Origin of the sequence: Streptococcus mitis NCTC 12261 (assembly GCF_000148585.2) — a bacterium.
Taxonomy (GTDB): domain Bacteria; phylum Bacillota; class Bacilli; order Lactobacillales; family Streptococcaceae; genus Streptococcus; species Streptococcus mitis.
Map to the genome: position 1 here is coordinate 738,673 of NZ_CP028414.1, position 21,765 is coordinate 760,437.

Sequence of the window (21,765 nt, forward strand, 5' to 3'; positions counted from 1 at the left end):
GCCCTTCTTTATGAATTGGAGGACTTCCTTTTCTTATCTAGAAATTGATCTAGCTCTCTTTGATTTCGAAGAATAGTGACTTTATGTGAGTATTCTTGGCAAAGTTTTTGGTAATTTTTTCTTTGAGCTTTAGTTCGTCCATCCCAGAGAATCCATCGAATAAACTCCCAATTAAATTGTTCTCGACAACCTTCTGCCATACTTTCTCTGACCTTGCCCCGATATGTAATGTAACGCTTAAATGCTCGAAAGAGACAGGTCAATGGAGAAAAATTAAGAAAGATGATTTGGTCAGCTTCCTGCATTCTTTCTTCGTAATAGCACCAAGAATAATTACCATCGATAACCCAAGATTCATTCTTTGTGAGAAAGTTTTTCATCTCGGTCAACATCCATCCGCGGTCACTGTCTTGCCAACCAGGTTGAAATTGGAGTGTGTCCATGTGAAGTTTTGGGATGGAGTAGTAGTGAGACAACTTTTCTGCTAGAGTTGACTTACCAGCACCAGAATATCCGATAATTGCAATTTTCATTTTCTACCTTTTCCTATTTGAGGACAAAAAAACAGCCTCTATGGACTGTTTCTTATTTAGCAAGTTTAGCTGAAAGACGAGCTTTGTCGCGGCTTGCTTTGTTTTTGTGAATCAAACCTTTAGTTTCTGCTTTATCGATAGCTGAGCTAGCAGCACGGAAAAGTTCTTCAGATGGGTTTGCTTCGAAAGCTTTGATAGCAGTACGCATAGCTGATTTTTGAGCTGAGTTCTTTTCGTTTTGTTTAACGTTCAATTCAGCGCGTTTGATAGCTGATTTAATGTTTGCCAATGTTCTTACCTCCATATTTACTAACTATACCATTATATCTGAAAACTTACGTTTTGACAAGGGAAAATTACTTTTTTAAGTAAATTTCATCGATTTCATGGTTCTTTGTTTTATGCAGAATCACTTCCGCACGGTTTCTGGTTGGTTCAATATAATTTTGTAGATTTGTGAGATTGATACTGGTCCAGACCTGATGGGCAAAGGATTCCACTTCCCCAATCGGCATTTGTGTAAAACGATAATAGTAGCTATCAGGATCGTTTTGGGCTAGGCTCAGCATTTTCAAGAAACGGTCCAGATACCAACTCTCGATGTCATCGACTGCAGCATCGACATAGATGGAAAAGTCAAAGAAGTCAGTAATGTAGAGACGCTCGTTTTGTGGATTTTGAAAGACATTTATTCCTTCAACAATGACAAAATCAGCAGCTTTGACGCTTTGCTTTTCCTCGGGTACGATGTCGTAGACTTCATGAGAATAGACAGGAATATCTACATCTTGTCCATTTTTGATGTGATCCAGGAAGTTGAGAAGAGCTTCCATATCATAGCTTTCAGGAAATCCCTTGCGATTTAAAATCCCTTGTTCAATCAAGATCTGGTTGGGATAGAGAAAGCCGTCAGTTGTTACCAACTCAACCCTAGCATCTGTAAGGGTACGGGACAGTAGGATTTGAAGTAGGCGACTGGTTGTGGATTTTCCAACGGCAACACTCCCAGAAACCCCAATGATAAAAGGCTGGGATTTACTTTCACGTTGAAGGAAAATCCCTTTTGAAAAGGCCAAATCATCCTTGGTACGCTTGTAAATCTGGATGAGATGGGCTAGGGGGAGATAGACATCGGTAACATCCTGCAAGCTAATCTGGTCATTAAAACTCTTGATGGATTCTAATTCCTCTTCTGTCAAAGGAGGTGTGGTTTTTCTATGTAACGATTGCCAAGTCTGGCGGCTGATTTTTTCAAAATGTAAAAATTCGTTGGTCATTTGTTTTCCCCTAGATATTTTGTTTATCATACCATAAAAAGCTAAAAAAATAAAGCGGTTTCTTGATGATAGTAAACCAATATCGTATAATAGAAGTAGATAGGGTTGACCAATTTATTGATGAGGTAGGAGCTACTTTCTCCTGACTTATAAGCCAATAAAGGGGGCTTTGGGATTCACAATTTATAGGAGGTGTACTATGAAAATCTTAAAAAGTTATATACTGGAACTCTGTTTTATTTTAAGTTTTGCACTACCTTTTATAAAAGGGGCGAATGCGGATAATGGTAGACGCTTTGTGGAAATCTATTACGGTTTTACTTTTTTGATGGAACATGCTATTGTAACAGCTATCTTTATCTGTTCGCTCTTGATTGCTTGCCTACTAAAAAAACGGTGGACGAAATGGCTTGCTGCTGGTAGTTATTTCTTTTTAGTTCTATGGATTGCTACAGAGGGTTATTTCTTCCGCATGTCGCTAGAAGATTTGGTACGACTTTGGACAAGTTGGGAAATCCTGACAAAAACGTATCAGTTGGGCTTTTATCTAAACATCCTGTTGGGAATTTTGTTGATAATTAAGTATCTGAAGGTTAAGCAATAGTAATAAGAATGCGCCTAATTATAGATGATAAACATTTTGTTATATCCTAATTATGATATTTCTAGTTCTAAATGGCTTATTATTTATAAGTGTTTAAAGAGATTGAAGAAAATGTTTTACTTACTAGCTTTCTTCAGTCTTTTTCGTTTTATTATCAATTTGTAAACGATTTACAATTTAAGTCAAATTATGGTAAAATAGTTTCATGAGTAAAATGTATTATGCAGAAAATCCTGACGCTGCTCACGACATTCATGAGTTGAGAGTGGACTTATTGGGAGAAAAAATGACCTTTTTGACGGATGCGGGTGTTTTTAGCAAGAAAATGGTTGACTTTGGGCAGTCAACTCTTGCTCAAGTGTCTAGAGGTCAACCAAGGAGAGACTGTCCTTGATGTAGGGTGTGGTTATGGGCCTTTGGGCTTATCCTTGGCTAAGGCTTATGGGGTTCAGGCGACCATGGTTGATATCAATAATCGTGCCTTGGATTTGGCGCGACAAAATGCTGAACGAAATAAAGTAGAAGCGACGATTTTCCAGTCCAACATCTATGAACAAGTTGAAGGCACATTTGACCATGTCATTTCAAATCCTCCTATCCGTGCGGGCAAGCAAGTGGTTCATGAAATCATTGAGAAAAGTAAAGATTTCTTGGAAACTGGTGGAGATTTAACAATCGTTATCCAGAAAAAACAAGGGGCTCCAAGCGCCAAGTCAAAGATGGAGGAAGTGTTTGGCAATTGTGAAATCGTCAAAAAAGATAAGGGATATTATATCCTTAGAAGTGTGAAAGAATGAGAGCAGTTGATTTAATCCAAAAAAAACGAGATGGTCAAGAACTGACTTCGAGTGAAATTGAATGGCTAGTTGAAGGCTATGTGTCAGGAACTGTCCCTGATTATCAGATGTCTGCCTTTGCTATGGCTGTTTATTTCAAAGGAATGACGACTCGAGAAATATCTGATTTGACCATGAAAATGGTTCAGACAGGGCAAGAGTTTGATTTATCAGCTATTGATGGGGTTAAGGTTGACAAGCATTCTACGGGTGGTGTTGGTGACAAGGTGACCTTGATTTTAGCTCCTTTAGTAGCGAGTTTTGGAGTTCCAGTCGCGAAAATGAGTGGTCGTGGTCTCGGCCATACGGGTGGAACGATTGATAAATTAGAATCAATCAAGGGCTATCAAGTAGAACGTAGTCAAGAGGATTTCATTCATCAAGTTCAGGATATTGGTGTATCTGTCATTGGGCAATCAGACCAGCTTGTCAAAGCAGATAAGCTTCTCTATGCCCTTCGTGATGTGACCGCAACTGTTGACACGATTCCTTTGATTGCCAGTTCTGTCATGAGCAAGAAAATTGCAGCAGGGGCGGATGCTATTTTGCTAGACGTGACTGTCGGTGAGGGGGCCTTCATGAAGACGGTTGATGAGGCGCGTGAATTGGCTCAAACCATGGTGGAACTTGGTAAGGCAGTTGGTAGAAAAACGGTAGCAGTCATTACGGATATGAGCCAGCCCTTGGGACGAGCGATTGGAAATCGCCTCGAAATTCTTGAAGCACTGGAGATTTTACAAGGTCAAGGCCGTCAGGATATTACCCATTTTATATGCGAATTGGCTCAAATTATGCTTGGCCTGGCAAATGTTAACAAGACAGTTGAAGAAGTTCGCCAACATCTTGAGAATGGTAAGGCACTGGCTAAGTTTGAGGAGATGGTCCAAGCCCAAGGTGGAGACTTGGAAGACCTCTATCGTCCTGTAAATGTTGCCCATGTGGTGGAAATCCCTGCTCAGGAAACGGGTGTCATTTCAGCTCTTCCAGCTATGGAATTTGGGCTTTATGCTATGAGACTGGGGGCAGGCCGTGCAGTTAAGTCTGATGCCTTGGACTATGAAACAGGAATTGTTTTTGAAAAGAAAGTTGGAGATTCCGTTCAAAAGGGAGAAATTGTTGCAAAAGTATATACAAATGGAAAAATTTCTTCTCAGCTAGTTACAGATTTTCAAAAATATGTTAAAATAAATGATAGTGTGCAAAGTTTACGAGAAATTATAGAAATCATCTCATAAACTGCAGGAGAATCCGAATATGAAATTAAATAAATATATCGATCATACACTTTTGAAACAAGATGCGACAGTAAATCAAATTGATTGTTTGTTGTCTGAAGCTAGAGAGTATGATTTTGCCAGTGTTTGCGTTAATCCGACCTGGGTTGAACATGCTAAAAAAGGGCTTGAAGGCACAGATGTCAAGGTCTGCACAGTAGTTGGTTTCCCCTTGGGAGCAACAACTTCAGCCGTGAAATCATTTGAAACCAAGGAAGCTATCCAAAATGGTGCAGATGAGATTGATATGGTGATTAATGTTGGAGCTCTCAAAACAGGTAATCTTGATTTGGTTGAGTCGGATATTCGCGCAGTAGTAGAAGCAAGTGGTGACAAGTTAGTGAAAGTCATTATTGAAGCTTGCCTTCTGACAGACCAAGAAAAAGTTGTGGCTTGCCAATTAGCCCAAAAAGCAGGAGCTGATTTTGTTAAAACATCTACTGGCTTTTCAACTGGTGGTGCGACAGTAGCAGATGTTAGATTAATGCGTGAAACAGTTGGACCTGATATGGGAGTCAAGGCTGCAGGTGGAGCTCGTTCTTATGCAGATGCTCTTGCCTTTGTGGAAGCAGGGGCGACCCGTATCGGAACGTCAGCTGGGGTAGCCATTTTAAAAGGAGAATTGGCTGATGGCGACTACTGAGTTGATTGAACTAGCAATTGAAACCAGCAAGAAAGCCTATGTGCCCTATTCTCACTTTCCTATCGGAGCAGTTTTAGTGGCGAAAGATGGTAGCTCTTATACAGGTGTCAATATTGAGAATGCTAGTTATTCTTTGACTAACTGTGGAGAACGTACAGCGATTTTTAAAGCAGTTTCTGAAGGCCAAAGAGAATTTTCAGAATTGATTGTCTATGGTCAGACTGAAAAACCAATTTCGCCATGTGGTGCTTGTCGCCAAGTGATGGCTGAATTTTTTGAACAAGATCTAAAAGTGACCTTAGTCGCAAAAGATAAATCGACGGTCGAGATGACGGTCGGGGAGTTACTTCCATACTCTTTTACAGACTTAAACTAGTCTGAGTCGCTCTCTGAGTGGCACGGTCCTTGTGGCCAACCAATCCATACTTGCAACATCGTTGCACATCTTATTTAGGAGGTTCAGTAATGAACAAGAAACAATGGCTAGGCCTTGGTCTAGTTGCAGTGGCAGCAGTTGGACTTGCTGCATGTGGTAACCGCTCTTCTCGTAACGCAGCTTCATCTTCTGACGTGAAGACAAAAGCAGCAATCGTCACTGATACTGGTGGTGTTGATGACAAATCATTCAACCAATCAGCTTGGGAAGGTTTGCAAGACTGGGGTAAAGAACATAATCTTTCAAAAGATAAAGGTTTCACTTACTTCCAATCAACAAGTGAAGCTGACTATGCTAACAACTTGCAACAAGCGGCTGGAAGTTACAACCTAATCTTCGGTGTTGGTTTTGCCCTTCACAATGCGGTTGAAGAAGCAGCAAAAGACCACTCTGATTTGAACTATGTCTTGATTGATGATGTGATTAAAGATCAAAAGAATGTTGCTAGCGTAACGTTTGCTGATAACGAAGCTGCTTACCTTGCAGGTGTTGCAGCAGCCAAAACAACAAAAACAAAACAAGTTGGTTTTGTAGGTGGTATTGAGTCTGAAGTTATCTCACGTTTTGCAGCTGGATTTAAAGCTGGTGTTGAGTCAGTAGATCCATCTATCAAAGTACAAGTTGACTATGCTGGTTCATTTGGTGATGCTGCTAAAGGTAAAACAATTGCAGCAGCACAATACGCAGCTGGTGCAGACGTTGTTTATCAAGCAGCAGGTGGAACAGGTGCTGGTGTCTTTGCAGAAGCAAAATCACTCAATGAAAGCCGTTCTGAAAGTGAAAAAGTTTGGGTTATCGGTGTTGATCGTGACCAAGTAGCAGAAGGTAAGTACACTTCTAAAGATGGCAAAGAATCAAACTTCGTTCTTGTATCTACTTTGAAACAAGTTGGTACAACTGTAAAAGATATTGCTAACAAAGCAGAAAAAGGTGAATTCCCTGGCGGTCAAGTGATCGTTTACTCATTGAAAGATAAAGGGGTTGACTTGGCAGTAACAAACCTTTCAGAAGAAGGTAAAAAAGCTGTCGAAGATGCTAAAGCTAAAATCCTTGATGGAAGCGTAAAAGTTCCTGAAAAATAATGGATGGAAGTCATTTCTTAGGAAGCGGCCCTCGGCCGCTTTTTTAAGAGTTGAGACAAAGTCATTTTGTCTCAGTAAAGCTTGCTACTAGATAAACTAGCAAGTTTTATTGAAATAAAATAAGACTCTGAAAGGAAGAGCACATGGCACAAGAAAATGTCATTGAGATGCGTGATATTACCAAGGTGTTTGGTGAATTTGTTGCCAACGACAAAATCAACCTGCACCTACGAAAAGGTGAAATTCATGCACTTTTAGGAGAAAATGGGGCTGGAAAGTCCACGCTAATGAACATGTTAGCAGGGCTTCTTGAACCAACCAGTGGTGAAATTGTGGTCAACGGTCAAGTTGTCAACCTCGACTCACCATCTAAAGCAGCTAGCTTGGGAATCGGAATGGTTCACCAGCACTTTATGTTGGTAGAAGCCTTCACAGTGGCTGAAAACATCATTTTAGGTAGTGAATTGACTAAAAATGGTGTGCTAGATATCACTGGAGCTAGCAAAGAAATCAAGGCTCTTTCTGAACGTTACGGCTTAGCTGTTGATCCTTCTGCTAAGGTGGCTGATATCTCAGTTGGAGCCCAACAACGTGTAGAAATTTTAAAAACCCTTTATCGGGGAGCTGATATCCTTATCTTTGACGAACCAACGGCTGTCTTGACTCCATCAGAAATTGATGAGTTAATGGCTATTATGAAAAATCTTGTCAAAGAAGGGAAATCAATTATCTTGATTACCCACAAGTTGGATGAGATTCGTGCAGTTTCTGACCGCGTTACAGTTATTCGTCGTGGGAAATCAATTGAAACCGTCGAAATTGCAGGAGCTACCAATGCTGATTTGGCAGAAATGATGGTAGGTCGTTCTGTTTCCTTTAAAACAGAGAAGCAAGCTTCTCAACCAAAAGAAGTGGTCTTGTCAATCAAAGATTTGGTGGTCAATGAAAACCGCGGTGTTCCAGCTGTTAAAAATCTGTCCTTAGATGTTCGTGCTGGAGAGATTGTTGGGATTGCGGGGATTGATGGAAATGGTCAGTCTGAACTCATTCAAGCCATTACAGGTCTTCGCAAGGTTGAATCTGGTAGCATTGAGCTAAAAGGAGATTCAATTGTAGGCTTGCACCCACGACAAATTACAGAGTTGAGTGTTGGGCACGTTCCAGAAGACCGTCACCGTGATGGCTTGATTTTGGAAATGATGATTTCTGAAAATATTGCCCTTCAAACCTACTACAAAGAACCACATAGTAAAAATGGAATTTTGAACTATTCAAATATTACTTCTTATGCTAAAAAGTTAATGGAAGAGTTTGATGTTCGCGCTGCCAGTGAATTTGTTCCTGCAGCTGCACTCTCAGGAGGAAATCAACAAAAAGCAATTATTGCTCGTGAAATTGATCGAGATCCTGATCTCCTTATCGTCAGCCAACCAACTCGTGGTTTGGATGTCGGTGCCATTGAATATATCCACAAACGCTTGATTGAAGAGCGTGATAACGGGAAGGCTGTCCTTGTTGTCAGCTTTGAATTGGATGAGATTTTAAACGTTTCAGACCGTATTGCCGTTATCCACGATGGTAAGATTCAAGGTATTGTATCACCAGAAACAACCAATAAACAAGAACTTGGTGTCTTGATGGCTGGTGGAAACTTGGGAAAGGAGAAGAGTGATGTCTAAAAAATTACAACAAATTTCGGTTCCCTTGATTTCTGTATTCCTAGGAATTTTACTCGGAGCCATTGTCATGTGGATCTTTGGTTATGATGCTATTTGGGGCTATGAAGAATTGTTCTATACAGCCTTTGGTAGCCTGCGTGGAATTGGAGAAATCTTCCGTGCTATGGGGCCATTGGTCTTGATTGGTCTTGGTTTTGCCGTTGCCAGTCGAGCAGGTTTCTTTAACGTCGGGCTTCCTGGTCAGGCTTTGGCGGGTTGGATTCTCAGTGGTTGGTTTGCCCTGTCGCATCCAGATATGCCGCGTCCCTTGATGATTCTAGCAACCATCGCGATTGCCTTGATTGCTGGTGGAATTGTCGGCGCGATTCCGGGTATTCTGAGAGCCTATCTAGGGACGTCAGAGGTCATTGTGACCATCATGATGAACTACATTGTATTGTATGTAGGAAATGCCTTTATCCATGCCTTCCCTAAAGACTTTATGCAAAGTACAGATTCGACCATTCGTGTTGGGGCTAATGCAACCTATCAGACACCTTGGTTGTCTGAGTTGACTGGTAATTCGCGGATGAATATTGGTATTTTCTTTGCCATCATTGCCGTTGCAGTTATTTGGTTCATGCTCAAGAAAACAACTCTTGGTTTTGAAATCCGTGCGGTTGGTCTGAATCCACATGCTTCAGAATATGCTGGTATTTCTGCAAAAAGAACGATTATCCTCTCAATGATTATCTCAGGTGCCTTGGCAGGTCTTGGTGGAGCTGTTGAAGGTCTGGGAACCTTCCAGAACGTTTATGTTCAGGGGGCGTCATTAGCTGTCGGATTTAACGGAATGGCGGTTAGTCTGCTTGCGGCCAACTCACCAATTGGTATTCTATTTGCAGCCTTCTTATTTGGTGTTCTCCAAGTTGGAGCCCCTGGTATGAATGCGGCGCAGGTACCGTCTGAGCTTGTCAGCATTGTAACAGCGTCTATTATCTTCTTTGTCAGTGTTCATTACCTTATCGAACGCTTTGTCAAACCGAAAAAACAAGTTAAAGGAGGTAAGTAAAGATGTCTATTACAACATTGCTCACCCTCTTGGTATCTTCTATGCTGATTTACTCAGCACCCCTCATCTTTACAAGTATAGGTGGTGTTTTCTCTGAACGTGGTGGTGTGGTAAACGTCGGTCTTGAAGGAATTATGGTTATGGGTGCCTTTTCTGGAGTTGTCTTTAACCTTGAATTTGCAGAACAATTTGGAGCAGCAACTCCTTGGTTATCCTTGCTAGTTGCAGGATTGGTTGGTGGTGTCTTCTCTATCATACACGCAGCAGCGACGGTTCATTTCCGTGCAGACCATGTTGTCAGCGGTACGGTATTGAACTTGATGGCCCCAGCCTTGGCTGTTTTCTTGGTGAAAGTACTTTATAACAAAGGACAAACCGACAACCTAAGTCAGACTTTTGGACGCTTTGATTTCCCATTCTTGGCAAATATCCCAGTGATTGGTGATATCTTCTTCAAGTCAACTAGTCTACTTGGTTATCTGGCCATTGCCTTCTCTTTCCTTGCTTGGTTTATCCTCTTCAAGACTCGATTTGGTCTTCGTCTCCGCTCTGTCGGTGAACATCCTCAAGCAGCAGATACTTTGGGAATCAATGTCTACAAAATGAGATATTTAGGGGTTATTATTTCAGGTTTCCTAGGTGGAATTGGCGGAGCGATTTATGCTCAATCCATCTCAGTTAACTTCTCAGTGACAACTATTGTTGGACCTGGATTTATCGCTCTTGCTGCGATGATTTTCGGAAAATGGAATCCAATCGGAGCCATGCTTTCTAGTTTATTCTTTGGGCTTTCACAAAGTTTGGCTGTTATCGGTTCTCAATTGCCGTTCCTACAAGGAGTGCCTGCGGTTTATCTTCAAATCGCACCTTATGTTTTGACAATTCTTGTCTTGGCAGCCTTCTTTGGAAAAGCAGTCGCACCAAAAGCAGATGGTATCAACTATATCAAATCAAAATAAGCATACAAAAAACGTCAGTTCAGAATGAACTGGCGTTTTATTTTTTAGGATGTTGATTGGTTAGGTTCAATCCCCAAGGGACTAAATTTTCAGTCTTGTTTTTGATACGAGCGACATTATCCTTATGACGAATGATAATCAAACTAGCAAGTGCTAGGATAATAGCAATGAAGAGAGGGTCATAGTGACTCAAGATAAAACCAAAAAGTGGAAAGAGTAAAACTCCAATGACAGCCGCGATAGATGCTGTGACACTAGATAGTGAAATCATACTACCAAGATAGAGGGTTCCAAAGAAAACAACTGCAAGGTAGAGACAGAAGACAGGTGCAAATCCGAAAACCACTCCAGCACTGGTTGCGACAGCCTTGCCTCCCTTAAATCCTGCAAAGATAGGGAAGGTATGTCCAATGACAGCCAAAAGTCCAAAGATGAGAGGCGAAACTCCTTGAAGATGAAACATAATCGGAAGCAGTGTTGCTAGGGTTCCTTTGAAAAAGTCAATCACAAAGGTTGCCATACCAGCTTTCTTGCCTAAAATGCGGAAGGTATTGGTCGTTCCAGTGTTACCAGAACCATGCTCGCGCAGATTGATTTGAAAGAATACTTGTCCAATCCAGAGACCAGACGGAATCGAACCCAGCAGATAAGCTAGGATTAATAAAACTATTGTAATCATACTCCTATTATATCATGAAATGGAGAAGAAAGGCAGAGAATCTCTTCTGAAATTGTCACACCGGAGAAAGAAAAATTTTGCAAAATCCTTGGAAAACCTGTAGAATAGTAAAGATGAACGAATAGGAGGTTCCTTGTGTCAAAAAAGGAAATCAATATTAACAATTATAATGATGATGCCATTCAGGTGCTAGAAGGGTTGGATGCGGTCCGAAAACGTCCAGGGATGTATATCGGATCGACCGATGGCGCTGGGCTCCACCACCTAGTCTGGGAAATCGTCGATAATGCTGTCGATGAAGCCTTGTCTGGATTTGGTGACCGTATTGATGTGACCATTAATAAAGACGGCAGTTTAACGGTTCAAGACCACGGACGTGGGATGCCGACTGGAATGCACGCTATGGGAATCCCAACAGTTGAGGTTATCTTTACCATTCTTCACGCCGGAGGGAAATTCGGTCAGGGTGGCTACAAGACATCTGGTGGTCTCCACGGGGTGGGTTCTTCCGTTGTTAACGCTCTTTCAAGTTGGCTAGAAGTTGAAATCACTCGCGATGGTGCAATCTACAAGCAACGTTTTGAAAATGGTGGAAAACCTGTCACGACTCTGAAGAAAATCGGTACAGCACCCAAGTCTAAAACAGGTACCAAGGTTACTTTTATGCCTGATGCGACGATCTTCTCTACGACAGATTTCAAGTACAATACCATCTCAGAGCGTCTTAATGAATCAGCCTTTCTCTTGAAAAATGTGACCTTGTCCTTGACGGACGAGCGAACAGATGAAGCGATCGAGTTTCACTATGAAAATGGGGTGCAGGACTTTGTTTCTTATCTTAACGAAGACAAGGAGACCTTAACGCCAGTTCTTTACTTTGAAGGAGAAGATAATGGTTTCCAAGTGGAAGTGGCTCTCCAGTACAATGATGGATTTTCAGATAACATTCTATCCTTTGTTAATAACGTTCGTACTAAAGACGGTGGAACGCATGAGACAGGACTCAAGTCTGCTATCACTAAGGTCATGAATGACTATGCGCGTAAGACAGGTCTTCTCAAGGAAAAAGATAAAAACCTTGAAGGGTCAGACTATCGTGAGGGACTAGCGGCCGTTCTTTCTATCTTGGTTCCAGAAGAACACCTCCAGTTTGAAGGCCAGACCAAGGACAAACTAGGAAGTCCACTTGCTCGTCCGGTTGTGGATGGCATTGTGGCGGATAAGTTGACCTTCTTCCTTATGGAAAATGGGGAATTGGCTTCTAATCTCATTCGCAAGGCTATCAAGGCCCGTGACGCTCGTGAAGCGGCACGTAAGGCGCGTGATGAGAGCCGAAATGGTAAGAAAAATAAAAAAGACAAGGGCCTGTTGTCAGGGAAATTAACACCTGCCCAGTCCAAGAATCCAGCTAAGAATGAACTCTATCTAGTCGAGGGGGATTCTGCCGGTGGTTCTGCCAAGCAAGGTCGTGACCGCAAGTTCCAAGCTATCTTGCCTCTTCGTGGTAAGGTTATCAACACAGCCAAGGCCAAGATGGCGGATATCCTTAAAAATGAGGAAATCAACACCATGATTTATACCATTGGTGCGGGTGTCGGAGCAGACTTCTCCCTTGAAGATGCCAACTATGACAAGATCATTATCATGACCGATGCGGATACAGACGGTGCCCACATTCAGACTTTACTCTTGACATTTTTCTACCGCTACATGCGTCCGCTAGTTGAGGCGGGACATGTCTATATTGCCCTTCCGCCTCTTTACAAGATGTCCAAAGGAAAAGGCAAGAAAGAAGAAGTGGCCTACGCTTGGACAGACGGAGAACTTGAAGAACTCCGCAAGCAGCTCGGTAAAGGCGCTACCCTCCAACGCTATAAAGGGCTTGGTGAGATGAATGCGGACCAGCTCTGGGAAACAACCATGAATCCAGAAACCCGTACCCTTATCCGTGTCACCATTGAAGATCTGGCTCGCGCCGAACGTCGCGTCAATGTCCTTATGGGAGACAAGGTCGAACCACGACGTAAGTGGATTGAAGATAATGTCAAGTTTACGCTGGAAGAAGCGACAGTATTTTAAGTTAGTTTTTAATGAATGGGTATAAACATGAGAACTGAAACAGAAATGCTCGATGTAGTTTTAAAGACTGCTGAAACCTTACAAGTCACGGCTGTCGCCATGTCTGGTTCACGGACTGATACAAAAGCCTCAAAAGATGAATTTCAAGACTATGACGTAGTCTATGTTGTAGAGAATCTGGACGAGCTGATTACAGATTTATCTTGGTTGGACCAGTTTGGCAAACGCATTATCGAGCAAGAAGTTGGTCTTGGTCAACGTCGTCTATACCTCATGCTCTTTGAAGATGGAAATCGAATTGATCTAACCCTCTGTCCAAAACAACAAATTCAAGAGTGGGTGGATAGTGAGGCCGGATTTACTGTTTTAGAAGATCCAGAGCATTTATTTGAACCCTATTCACCAAATATAGAGCGTTACTGGACGAATCCAGCTAGTCAGACAGATTTTGAAAAAGCCTGCAATGAGTTCTGGTGGGTGTCGGCCTACGTTGTCAAAGGGATTTGTCGGAATCAGCTCATCTACGCGACCGATCATCTCTATGGCATTTGTCAACAAGAACTCCTGAAAATCTTGGCTTGGCAGGTAGCAAGTGCTAGGGGAAGAGTCGAAATCGGCAAGAACTGCAAGTATCTCTTTAACCATTTGCCAGTTGAAAAAGAGAAGGAGCTATCTAATCTTCTTGATTTTTCCAGTTTAGACAAAATCACTCAGTCTCTATTTGATACGATGCAACTTTTCCACCAAGAGGCTCAGTCCCTTGCTCAAAAGATGGGTTTTGACTACGATAAAGAAGTAGCTGAGGAGATGATTCAATACGCTGAGGAGAGACTTCTTAATTGCTGACTAATTTAAAAGATTAAACTACAGAAAGGATTGTTTGGTTCCTTAAGGTAACTGAACATGGGACTAATTCCCGTAAAATATCTTTTACTGCATAAAAACCTACTCTACATTCTTTGAAAGGAGTTGAACACGCCCTAAATGCTGGGTGAAAAAGATAAATTCTCTTGTGAGCTTGCTTACTTCAATAATTTTCTATTTTCACTTGGTATTTTACGGGCTCTGTATCCTATATGAGTAACATTCAAAACATGTCCCTTGAGGACATCATGGGAGAGCGCTTTGGTCGCTACTCCAAGTACATTATTCAAGACCGGGCTTTGCCAGATATTCGTGATGGCTTGAAGCCGGTTCAGCGTCGCATTCTTTATTCTATGAATAAGGATGGCAATACCTTTGATAAGAGTTACCGCAAGTCGGCCAAGTCTGTCGGTAACATCATGGGGAATTTCCACCCACACGGTGACAGTTCTATCTATGATGCCATGGTTCGTATGTCACAGGACTGGAAAAATCGTGAGATTTTGGTTGAAATGCACGGTAATAACGGTTCTATGGACGGAGATCCACCTGCGGCTATGCGTTATACCGAGGCTCGCTTGTCTGAAATTGCTGGTTATCTTCTTCAGGATATCGATAAAAAGACCGTTCCTTTTTCTTGGAACTTTGACGATACCGAGAAAGAACCTACTGTCTTGCCAGCAGCCTTTCCAAACCTCTTGGTCAATGGTTCGACTGGGATTTCGGCCGGTTATGCCACAGACATTCCTCCCCATAATTTGGCTGAGGTCATTGATGCTGCAGTTTACATGATTGACCACCCAACAGCCAAGGTGGATAAACTCATGGAATTCTTGCCTGGACCAGACTTCCCGACTGGAGGGATTATCCAGGGTCGTGATGAAATCAAGAAGGCCTATGAAACTGGGAAAGGGCGCGTTGTTGTTCGTTCCAAGACTGAGATTGAAAAGCTAAAAGGTGGTAAGGAACAAATTGTTATTACTGAGATTCCTTATGAAATCAACAAGGCCAATCTAGTCAAGAAGATTGATGATGTTCGTGTCAATAGTAAGGTGGCAGGTATTGCTGAGGTTCGCGATGAGTCTGACCGTGACGGTCTTCGTATCGCTATTGAACTTAAGAAAGACGCTAATACAGAGCTCGTTCTCAACTATCTATTTAAATATACTGACCTGCAAATCAACTACAACTTTAACATGGTGGCGATTGACAATTTCACACCTCGTCAGGTCGGTATTGTCCCAATCTTGTCTAGCTATATTGCCCACCGTCGTGAAGTGATTTTGGCGCGTTCACGCTTTGATAAGGAAAAGGCTGAAAAACGTCTCCATATCGTCGAAGGTTTGATTCGTGTGATTTCAATCTTGGACGAAGTCATTGCGCTTATCCGTGCTTCTGAGAATAAGGCGGATGCCAAGGAAAATCTCAAAGTTAGCTATGATTTTACAGAGGAGCAGGCTGAGGCCATCGTTACCTTGCAATTGTATCGTTTGACCAATACCGATGTGGTTGTCTTACAGGAAGAAGAAGCAGAACTTCGTGAAAAGATTGCCATGCTGGCGGCTATTATCGGGGATGAGCGGACTATGTACAATCTCATGAAGAAAGAACTTCGTGAGGTTAAGAAGAAGTTTGCGACTCCGCGTTTGAGTTCTCTAGAAGACACTGCGAAAGCAATTGAGATTGATACAGCCAGTCTTATCGCCGAGGAAGATACCTACGTCAGCGTGACCAAGGCAGGTTATATCAAGCGTACCAGCCCACGTTCCTTTGCGGCTTCAACGCTGGAAGAAATTGGCAAACGTGATGACGACCGTTTGATTTTTGTTCAATCTGCCAAGACAACCCAGCATCTCTTGATGTTCACGACGCTTGGAAATGTCATTTATCGACCAATCCATGAATTGGCAGACATTCGTTGGAAGGATATCGGTGAGCATCTGAGCCAAACCATTACAAACTTTGAAACTAACGAAGAAATCCTTTATGTGGAAGTAGTGGATCAGTTTGATGATGCGACAACCTACTTTGCTGCGACTCGTCTCGGTCAAATCAAGCGTGTAGAGCGAAAAGAATTCACCCCATGGCGGACCTACAAGTCTAAGTCTGTCAAGTATGCTAAGCTCAAAGATGATACAGACCAGATTGTAGCAGTAGCTCCAATCAAACTAGATGATGTTCTCTTGATCAGCCAAAATGGTTATGCCCTTCGTTTCAATATCGAAGAGGTACCAGTTGTCGGTGCTAAGGCTGCAGGTGTCAAGGCTATGAACCTGAAAGAAGATGATACCCTCCAATCGGCCTTTATCTGTAACACTTCATCCTTCTACCTCTTGACTCAGCGTGGAAGTTTGAAACGTGTTTCTATTGACGAAATTCCAGCAACTAGCCGTGCCAAACGAGGACTACAAGTCTTGCGTGAGTTGAAAAACAAACCGCATCGTGTCTTCTTAGCAGGATCAGTTGCAGAGCAAGGATTTGTTGGTGATCTCTTCAGTACAGAAGTGGAAGAGAACGACCAAACGCTGCTTGTCCAATCGAACAAAGGAACAATCTATGAAAGTCGACTACAAGACTTGAATCTGTCAGAACGCACAAGTAATGGTAGCTTCATCTCTGACACGATTTCGGATGAAGAAGTTTTTGACGCTTATCTTAAAGAAGTATTTACTGAAGCTAAATAAGTGAAATGAAGAATCAGTTCTAAGAGCTGGTTCTTTTTATTGAAGAAATTTTCTGAAAATTACAAAATATACTTGCTATTTTAGAAAAATAGTGTAGAATAAAAGAAATAGGTTTTTAGAATAAGGAGTGGAATATGACAGTAACGATTGATTGGGAAAATCTCGGTTTTTCCTATATGAAATTACCTTATCGCTATATTGCTCATTTTAAAAATGGACAATGGGATCAAGGAGAGCTTACAGAGGATGCAAACTTGCATATTTCAGAGTCTTCTCCAAGTCTTCACTATGGTCAACAAGCATTTGAAGGTTTGAAAGCTTATCGTACTAAGGATGGTAGTGTTCAACTGTTCCGTCCTGATGAAAATGCTAAACGCCTGCAACGGACATGTGACCGTCTCTTGATGCCACAAGTTCCAACAGAAATGTTTGTAGACGCTTGTAAGGCAGTTGTTCGTGCGAATGAAGAATATGTACCTCCATATGGAACAGGTGGAACCTTATATCTTCGCCCTCTTTTGATTGGTGTCGGAGATATTATTGGGGTTAAACCGGCAGAAGAGTACATTTTCACCATCTTTGCTATGCCAGTTGGAAATTACTTTAAGGGTGGATTGGTTCCAACCAACTTCTTGATTCAGGATGAATACGACCGTGCGGCTCCAAATGGTACAGGTGCGGCTAAGGTTGGTGGAAACTATGCTGCAAGTCTCTTGCCAGGGAAATTGGCCAAGTCACGTCATTTCTCAGATGTTATCTATCTAGACCCATCAACTCATACAAAGATTGAAGAAGTCGGCTCAGCTAACTTCTTTGGAATTACAGCTGATAATGAATTTGTAACACCATTGAGTCCTTCTATCTTGCCATCTATTACCAAGTATTCTTTGCTTTATTTGGCAGAACATCGCTTGGGCTTAACTCCTATTGAGGGGGATGTCCCAATTGATAACCTTGACCGTTTTGTAGAGGCAGGTGCCTGTGGTACAGCAGCAGTTATTTCTCCAATTGGTGGAATTCAGCACGGTGATGATTTCCATGTGTTCTATAGCGAAACAGAAGTAGGTCCTGTGACTCGTAAATTATATGATGAATTGACAGGAATTCAGTTTGGCGATATTGAAGCGCCAGAAGGTTGGATTGTAAAAGTAGATTAAAATAAACTAAAGGAGATTTTTTATGAAATCGAAAAAGTGGCTCTTAACAGCAGGAGTGGTCCTGAGCACAACAGCTCTTTTAGTAGCTTGTGGAAAAGCTGATAAAGAAGCAGATGCACCGACAACATTTTCATATGTCTATGCAGTAGATCCAGCATCTTTGGACTATAGTATAGCGACTCGTACATCTACAACAGATGTCATCGGGAACGTGGTTGATGGTTTGATGGAAAATGACCAATACGGAAATGTTATTCCTTCCTTGGCTGAAGATTGGTCTGTGTCAAAAGATGGTTTGACTTATACCTACAAACTTCGTAAAGGAGTTAAATGGTACACTTCTGAAGGTGAAGAATATGCAGAAGTAACAGCCCATGACTTTGTGACAGGACTAAAACACGTAGCTGACGGTAAGTCAGACGGTGTCTCTCTCATCCAAAATTCAATCAAGGGCTTGGATGCCTACATGACTGGTGAGACCAATGATTTCTCTACAGTTGGTGTTAAGGCCTTGGACGATTATACAGTTGAATATACCCTAAACAAACCAGAAAGCTTCTGGAACTCTAAAGTCACCACAGCAACGATGTTGCCTGTAAATGAAGAGTTTTTGAAGGCATCAGGTAAAGATTATGGAGCAGTTACTCCAGCAGGGATTCTTTACAATGGTCCTTATATCTTGAAGACCTTGACTTCTAAATCGTTGATCGAATACGAGAAAAACCCAAATTACTGGGATAAAGAAAAGGTAAAAATTGAAAAGGTCAAATTGACTTACTACGATGGTTCTGATCAGGAATCGTTGATTCGTAGCTTCTCTTCAGGTGCCTATACGACAGCCCGTCTCTTCCCAAGTAGCTCAAACTTTGCTTCAACTTTGGAACAATACGGAGATAAAATCACTTATAGCCCACAGGACTCAAGTAGTTATTACTTCACCTTTAACGTAAATCGTCAATCATATAATAAAACTGCGAAAACAAGTGAAGAGCAAAAGACTTCTACTAAAGAAGCTATGCTTAATAAGGACTTCCGTCAGGCTATCAACTTTGCCTTCAACCGCCATTCTTATGCTGCCCAGCTAAATGGTGAAGACGGTGCGGACAAGATTATTCGTAACAGCCTCGTTCCTGACAACTTTGTACAAGCAGGTGGTAAAAACTTTGGTCAAATCGCTCAAGCAGAGTTGGTGAACTATGGTGACCAATGGAAAGATGTTGAGCTAGTTGACGGTAAGGATTCTATCTACAATCCTGACAAGGCTAAAGCTGCTTTCGAAAAAGCTAAGAAAGACTTGGAATCTAAAGGGGTAACATTCCCAATTCACTTGGATGTCCCAGTTGAACAAACAGATACCATCGCTGTTCAACAAAGCAACTCTTTCAAACAGTCTATTGAATCAACTCTTGGTGCTGAAAATGTTGTTATCGACGTTCTTCAAATGACAGATAATGAAAAGGAAACAATCACTTCTCAAGCGCGTGTTCCTTCTCAAAAAGATTATGATTTGAACAGTACAGGATGGGCTCCAAGCTATCAAGACCCAGCATCTTACTTGAATATCATGGATCCTAAATCAGGTTCTGCTATGAAACACCTTGGTATTACTAAAGGGAAAGATAAGGATGTTGTAGCTAAACTTGGTTTGGACCAATATAAGAAATTATTGGATGATGCAGATTCAGAAACTACAAATCTTGAAGAACGCTATGAAAAATATGCCAAGGCTCAAGCTTGGTTGACAGATAGTTCATTATTGATGCCAACAGCCTCATCTGGTGGTTCTCCAGTTGTAAGTAATGTCGTGCCATTCTCAAAACCATACTCACAAGTTGGTATTAAGGGTGACCCATATATCTTTAAAGGAATGAAATTGCAAAAAGATATTGTTACAACAAAAGAATATGAAGAAGCACTGAAAAAATGGCAAAAAGAAAAATTGGAATCAAATGGTAAGTACCAAAAAGAACTAGAAAAACACATTAAATAATGCGGAAAACTCTATATCGGACAAGCCCGATATAGAGTTTTTTCTTGCTAGTTTTGGGATTTTCTTGTAAAATAGAAAAAGTGAAGAGAGGTATGAAATGAGTAAGAAAGATAAAAAAATTGAAATTCAAGTAGCAGATGCCAAGGTTAATGTAGGAAAAGACAGTTTTGAAGGCTATACATTGACAATTGGTAAAAAAGTTATCGGAGAAATTGCCGAATTAGACGGACAATTTGCCATCATAAAGAATGGAAACGTCGATAGTTTTTATAAAAAATTGGAAAAAGCTGTGGAAATTTTGATTGAAAATTATAATTTAGCAAAATAAGTCTTGTTTTTTTGAAATTTTCATGATATAATAATCCATGTTGATTGTAGGAGAGATAGCGAAGAGGCTAAACGCGGCGGACTGTAAATCCGCTCCTTCGGGTTCGGGGGTTCGAATCCCTCTCTCTCCATTTCATCAATGGGGTATAGCCAAGCGGTAAGGCAAGGGACTTTGACTCCCTCATGCGTTGGTTCGAATCCAGCTACCCCAGTTCTTAGGTAATGATCAAGATAAAAAGCAAAATATCTTAGGGTATTTTATTTTTATAATTGAAAGACGTGAACGATATGAACATGTCCTTGCGGGTGCTTAGGAAAAAAATTATAAGTATGTCAAGTTTAAGAAAAACTTGATTGTTGGAGGATTTTTTAGATGAACGAATTTGAAGATTTGCTAAATAGCGTTAGCCAAGTTGAGACTGGTGATGTTGTTAGTGCTGAAGTATTGACAGTTGATGCGACTCAAGCTAACGTTGCAATCTCTGGAACTGGTGTTGAAGGTGTCTTGACTCTTCGCGAATTGACAAACGATCGCGATGCAGATATCAATGACTTTGTTAAAGTAGGAGAAGTATTGGATGTTCTTGTACTTCGTCAAGTAGTTGGTAAAGATACTGATACAGTTACATACCTTGTATCTAAAAAACGCCTTGAAGCTCGCAAAGCATGGGACAAACTTGTTGGTCGCGAAGAAGAAGTTGTTACTGTTAAAGGAACTCGTGCCGTTAAAGGTGGACTTTCAGTAGAATTTGAAGGTGTTCGTGGATTTATCCCAGCTTCAATGTTGGATACTCGTTTCGTACGTAACACTGAGCGTTTTGTAGGTCAAGAATTTGATGCTAAAATCAAAGAAGTTGACGCTAAAGAAAACCGCTTCATCCTTTCACGTCGTGAAGTTGTTGAAGCAGCTACAGCAGCAGCTCGCGCTGAAGTATTCGGTAAATTGGCTGTTGGTGATGTAGTAACTGGTAAAGTTGCACGTATCACAAGTTTCGGTGCTTTCATCGACCTTGGTGGTGTTGACGGATTGGTTCACTTGACTGAATTGTCACATGAACGTAACGTATCACCAAAATCAGTTGTAACTGTTGGTGAAGAAATTGAAGTGAAAATCCTTGATCTTAACGAAGAAGAAGGACGCGTATCACTTTCACTTAAAGCAACAACACCTGGACCATGGGATGGCGTTGAGCAAAAATTGGCTAAAGGTGATGTAGTAGAAGGAACAGTTAAACGTTTGACTGACTTCGGTGCATTTGTTGAAGTATTGCCAGGTATCGATGGACTTGTTCACGTATCACAAATTTCACACAAACGTATTGAAAATCCAAAAGAAGCTCTTAAAGTTGGTCAAGAAGTTAAAGTTAAAGTTCTTGAAGTTAACGCAGATGCAGAGCGCGTATCACTTTCTATCAAAGCTCTTGAAGAGCGTCCAGCTCAAGAAGAAGGACAAAAAGAAGAAAAACGTGCTGCTCGTCCACGTCGTCCAAAACGTCAAGAAAAACGTGATTTCGAACTTCCAGAAACACAAACAGGATTCTCAATGGCTGACTTGTTCGGTGATATCGAACTCTAATCAAATTGAAAATACACAAAATCCTTTGTTTACTT

General features: G+C 41.4%; 19 protein-coding genes, 2 tRNA genes and 1 pseudogene. 18 read left to right on the top strand and 4 right to left on the bottom strand.

The features are described from left to right. Nucleotides 1–8: 8 nt before the first annotated feature. The 3 genes from SM12261_RS04000 to coaA form a co-directional block, all read right to left on the bottom strand. On the bottom strand, nucleotides 9–533 hold the full coding sequence (locus SM12261_RS04000; RefSeq protein WP_000684196.1) for a DNA topology modulation protein: 525 nt from the start codon (nucleotides 531–533) through the stop codon (nucleotides 9–11). Between the two features lie 52 nt (nucleotides 534–585). Further along, the gene (rpsT, locus tag SM12261_RS04005; protein WP_001274000.1) at nucleotides 586–822 is read right to left on the bottom strand and encodes a 30S ribosomal protein S20; all 237 of its coding nucleotides are present in this window, start codon (nucleotides 820–822) and stop codon (nucleotides 586–588) included. Between the two features lie 67 nt (nucleotides 823–889). Beyond that, complete coding sequence (coaA, locus tag SM12261_RS04010) at nucleotides 890–1,810, bottom strand: type I pantothenate kinase (RefSeq protein WP_000180508.1); 921 nt, start codon at nucleotides 1,808–1,810, stop codon at nucleotides 890–892. Between the two features lie 199 nt (nucleotides 1,811–2,009). Here coaA and SM12261_RS04015 point away from each other — a divergent pair, with 199 nt between their 5' ends. The 9 genes and pseudogenes from SM12261_RS04015 (at nucleotide 2,010) to SM12261_RS04055 (ending at nucleotide 10,374) form a co-directional block, all read left to right on the top strand. Beyond that, nucleotides 2,010–2,414: a hypothetical protein gene (locus SM12261_RS04015; protein ID WP_000698112.1), complete on the top strand. Its 405-nt coding sequence runs from the start codon at nucleotides 2,010–2,012 to the stop codon at nucleotides 2,412–2,414. A gap of 205 nt (nucleotides 2,415–2,619) precedes the next feature. After that, nucleotides 2,620–3,211, top strand: a pseudogene (locus SM12261_RS04020) (class I SAM-dependent methyltransferase). Beyond that, nucleotides 3,208–4,485 (top strand): pyrimidine-nucleoside phosphorylase, encoded by a 1,278-nt coding sequence (locus SM12261_RS04025; RefSeq protein ID WP_001202960.1) that lies wholly within the window; start codon nucleotides 3,208–3,210, stop codon nucleotides 4,483–4,485. The pseudogene SM12261_RS04020 and the gene SM12261_RS04025 overlap by 4 nt, the downstream one beginning before the upstream one ends. A 19-nt stretch (nucleotides 4,486–4,504) precedes the next feature. After that, nucleotides 4,505–5,167: a deoxyribose-phosphate aldolase gene (gene deoC, locus SM12261_RS04030; protein WP_000773723.1), complete on the top strand. Its 663-nt coding sequence runs from the start codon at nucleotides 4,505–4,507 to the stop codon at nucleotides 5,165–5,167. Next, nucleotides 5,154–5,543 carry a cytidine deaminase gene (locus SM12261_RS04035; protein WP_000246097.1) on the top strand — a complete coding sequence of 130 codons (390 nt, stop codon included), beginning with the start codon at nucleotides 5,154–5,156 and terminating at the stop codon, nucleotides 5,541–5,543. The genes deoC and SM12261_RS04035 overlap by 14 nt, the downstream gene beginning before the upstream one ends. Before the next feature lie 89 nt (nucleotides 5,544–5,632). Next, the gene (locus SM12261_RS04040; protein WP_001036137.1) at nucleotides 5,633–6,685 is read left to right on the top strand and encodes a BMP family lipoprotein; all 1,053 of its coding nucleotides are present in this window, start codon (nucleotides 5,633–5,635) and stop codon (nucleotides 6,683–6,685) included. Nucleotides 6,686–6,828: 143 nt separating this feature from the next. Next, nucleotides 6,829–8,364 carry an ABC transporter ATP-binding protein gene (locus tag SM12261_RS04045; protein ID WP_000046506.1) on the top strand — a complete coding sequence of 512 codons (1,536 nt, stop codon included), beginning with the start codon at nucleotides 6,829–6,831 and terminating at the stop codon, nucleotides 8,362–8,364. Continuing rightward, a complete protein-coding gene (locus tag SM12261_RS04050) occupies nucleotides 8,357–9,415 on the top strand; it encodes an ABC transporter permease (protein ID WP_000038651.1) in 1,059 nt (352 codons plus the stop codon). Before SM12261_RS04045 ends, SM12261_RS04050 begins: the two co-directional genes overlap by 8 nt. Nucleotides 9,416–9,417: 2 nt before the next feature. Next, entirely contained in the window at nucleotides 9,418–10,374 is a 957-nt protein-coding gene (locus SM12261_RS04055) for an ABC transporter permease (RefSeq protein WP_000029126.1), read from the top strand. Nucleotides 10,375–10,411: 37 nt separating this feature from the next. Here the strand turns inward: SM12261_RS04055 and plsY are convergent, their stop codons facing one another. Continuing rightward, the gene (plsY, locus tag SM12261_RS04060) at nucleotides 10,412–11,053 is read right to left on the bottom strand and encodes a glycerol-3-phosphate 1-O-acyltransferase PlsY (protein WP_000628803.1); all 642 of its coding nucleotides are present in this window, start codon (nucleotides 11,051–11,053) and stop codon (nucleotides 10,412–10,414) included. 135 nt (nucleotides 11,054–11,188) lie between these two features. Here plsY and parE point away from each other — a divergent pair, with 135 nt between their 5' ends. The 9 genes from parE to rpsA all read left to right on the top strand — a co-directional run bounded on the left by parE (nucleotide 11,189) and on the right by rpsA (nucleotide 21,730). Next, entirely contained in the window at nucleotides 11,189–13,132 is a 1,944-nt protein-coding gene (gene parE / locus SM12261_RS04065; protein WP_000037260.1) for a DNA topoisomerase IV subunit B, read from the top strand. Between the two features lie 27 nt (nucleotides 13,133–13,159). After that, on the top strand, nucleotides 13,160–13,978 hold the full coding sequence (locus tag SM12261_RS04070) for an aminoglycoside 6-adenylyltransferase (protein ID WP_004239340.1): 819 nt from the start codon (nucleotides 13,160–13,162) through the stop codon (nucleotides 13,976–13,978). 230 nt (nucleotides 13,979–14,208) lie between these two features. After that, nucleotides 14,209–16,680: a DNA topoisomerase IV subunit A gene (gene parC, locus SM12261_RS04075; RefSeq protein ID WP_004239342.1), complete on the top strand. Its 2,472-nt coding sequence runs from the start codon at nucleotides 14,209–14,211 to the stop codon at nucleotides 16,678–16,680. A gap of 134 nt (nucleotides 16,681–16,814) precedes the next feature. After that, a complete protein-coding gene (locus tag SM12261_RS04080) occupies nucleotides 16,815–17,837 on the top strand; it encodes a branched-chain amino acid aminotransferase (RefSeq protein WP_000218997.1) in 1,023 nt (340 codons plus the stop codon). Nucleotides 17,838–17,859: 22 nt separating this feature from the next. Further along, nucleotides 17,860–19,827: a peptide ABC transporter substrate-binding protein gene (locus SM12261_RS04085; protein ID WP_000837410.1), complete on the top strand. Its 1,968-nt coding sequence runs from the start codon at nucleotides 17,860–17,862 to the stop codon at nucleotides 19,825–19,827. 97 nt (nucleotides 19,828–19,924) lie between these two features. After that, nucleotides 19,925–20,155, top strand: coding sequence for a DUF2969 domain-containing protein (locus SM12261_RS04090; RefSeq protein WP_000037113.1), 231 nt, complete (start codon nucleotides 19,925–19,927; stop codon nucleotides 20,153–20,155). A 49-nt stretch (nucleotides 20,156–20,204) separates the two neighbouring features. Beyond that, nucleotides 20,205–20,285: transfer RNA gene (locus SM12261_RS04095), tRNA-Tyr, on the top strand. Nucleotides 20,286–20,294: 9 nt separating this feature from the next. Beyond that, nucleotides 20,295–20,366: transfer RNA gene (locus SM12261_RS04100), tRNA-Gln, on the top strand. 161 nt (nucleotides 20,367–20,527) lie between these two features. Further along, nucleotides 20,528–21,730: a 30S ribosomal protein S1 gene (rpsA, locus tag SM12261_RS04105; RefSeq protein WP_001001630.1), complete on the top strand. Its 1,203-nt coding sequence runs from the start codon at nucleotides 20,528–20,530 to the stop codon at nucleotides 21,728–21,730. The last annotated feature ends 35 nt before the right edge of the window (nucleotides 21,731–21,765 follow it).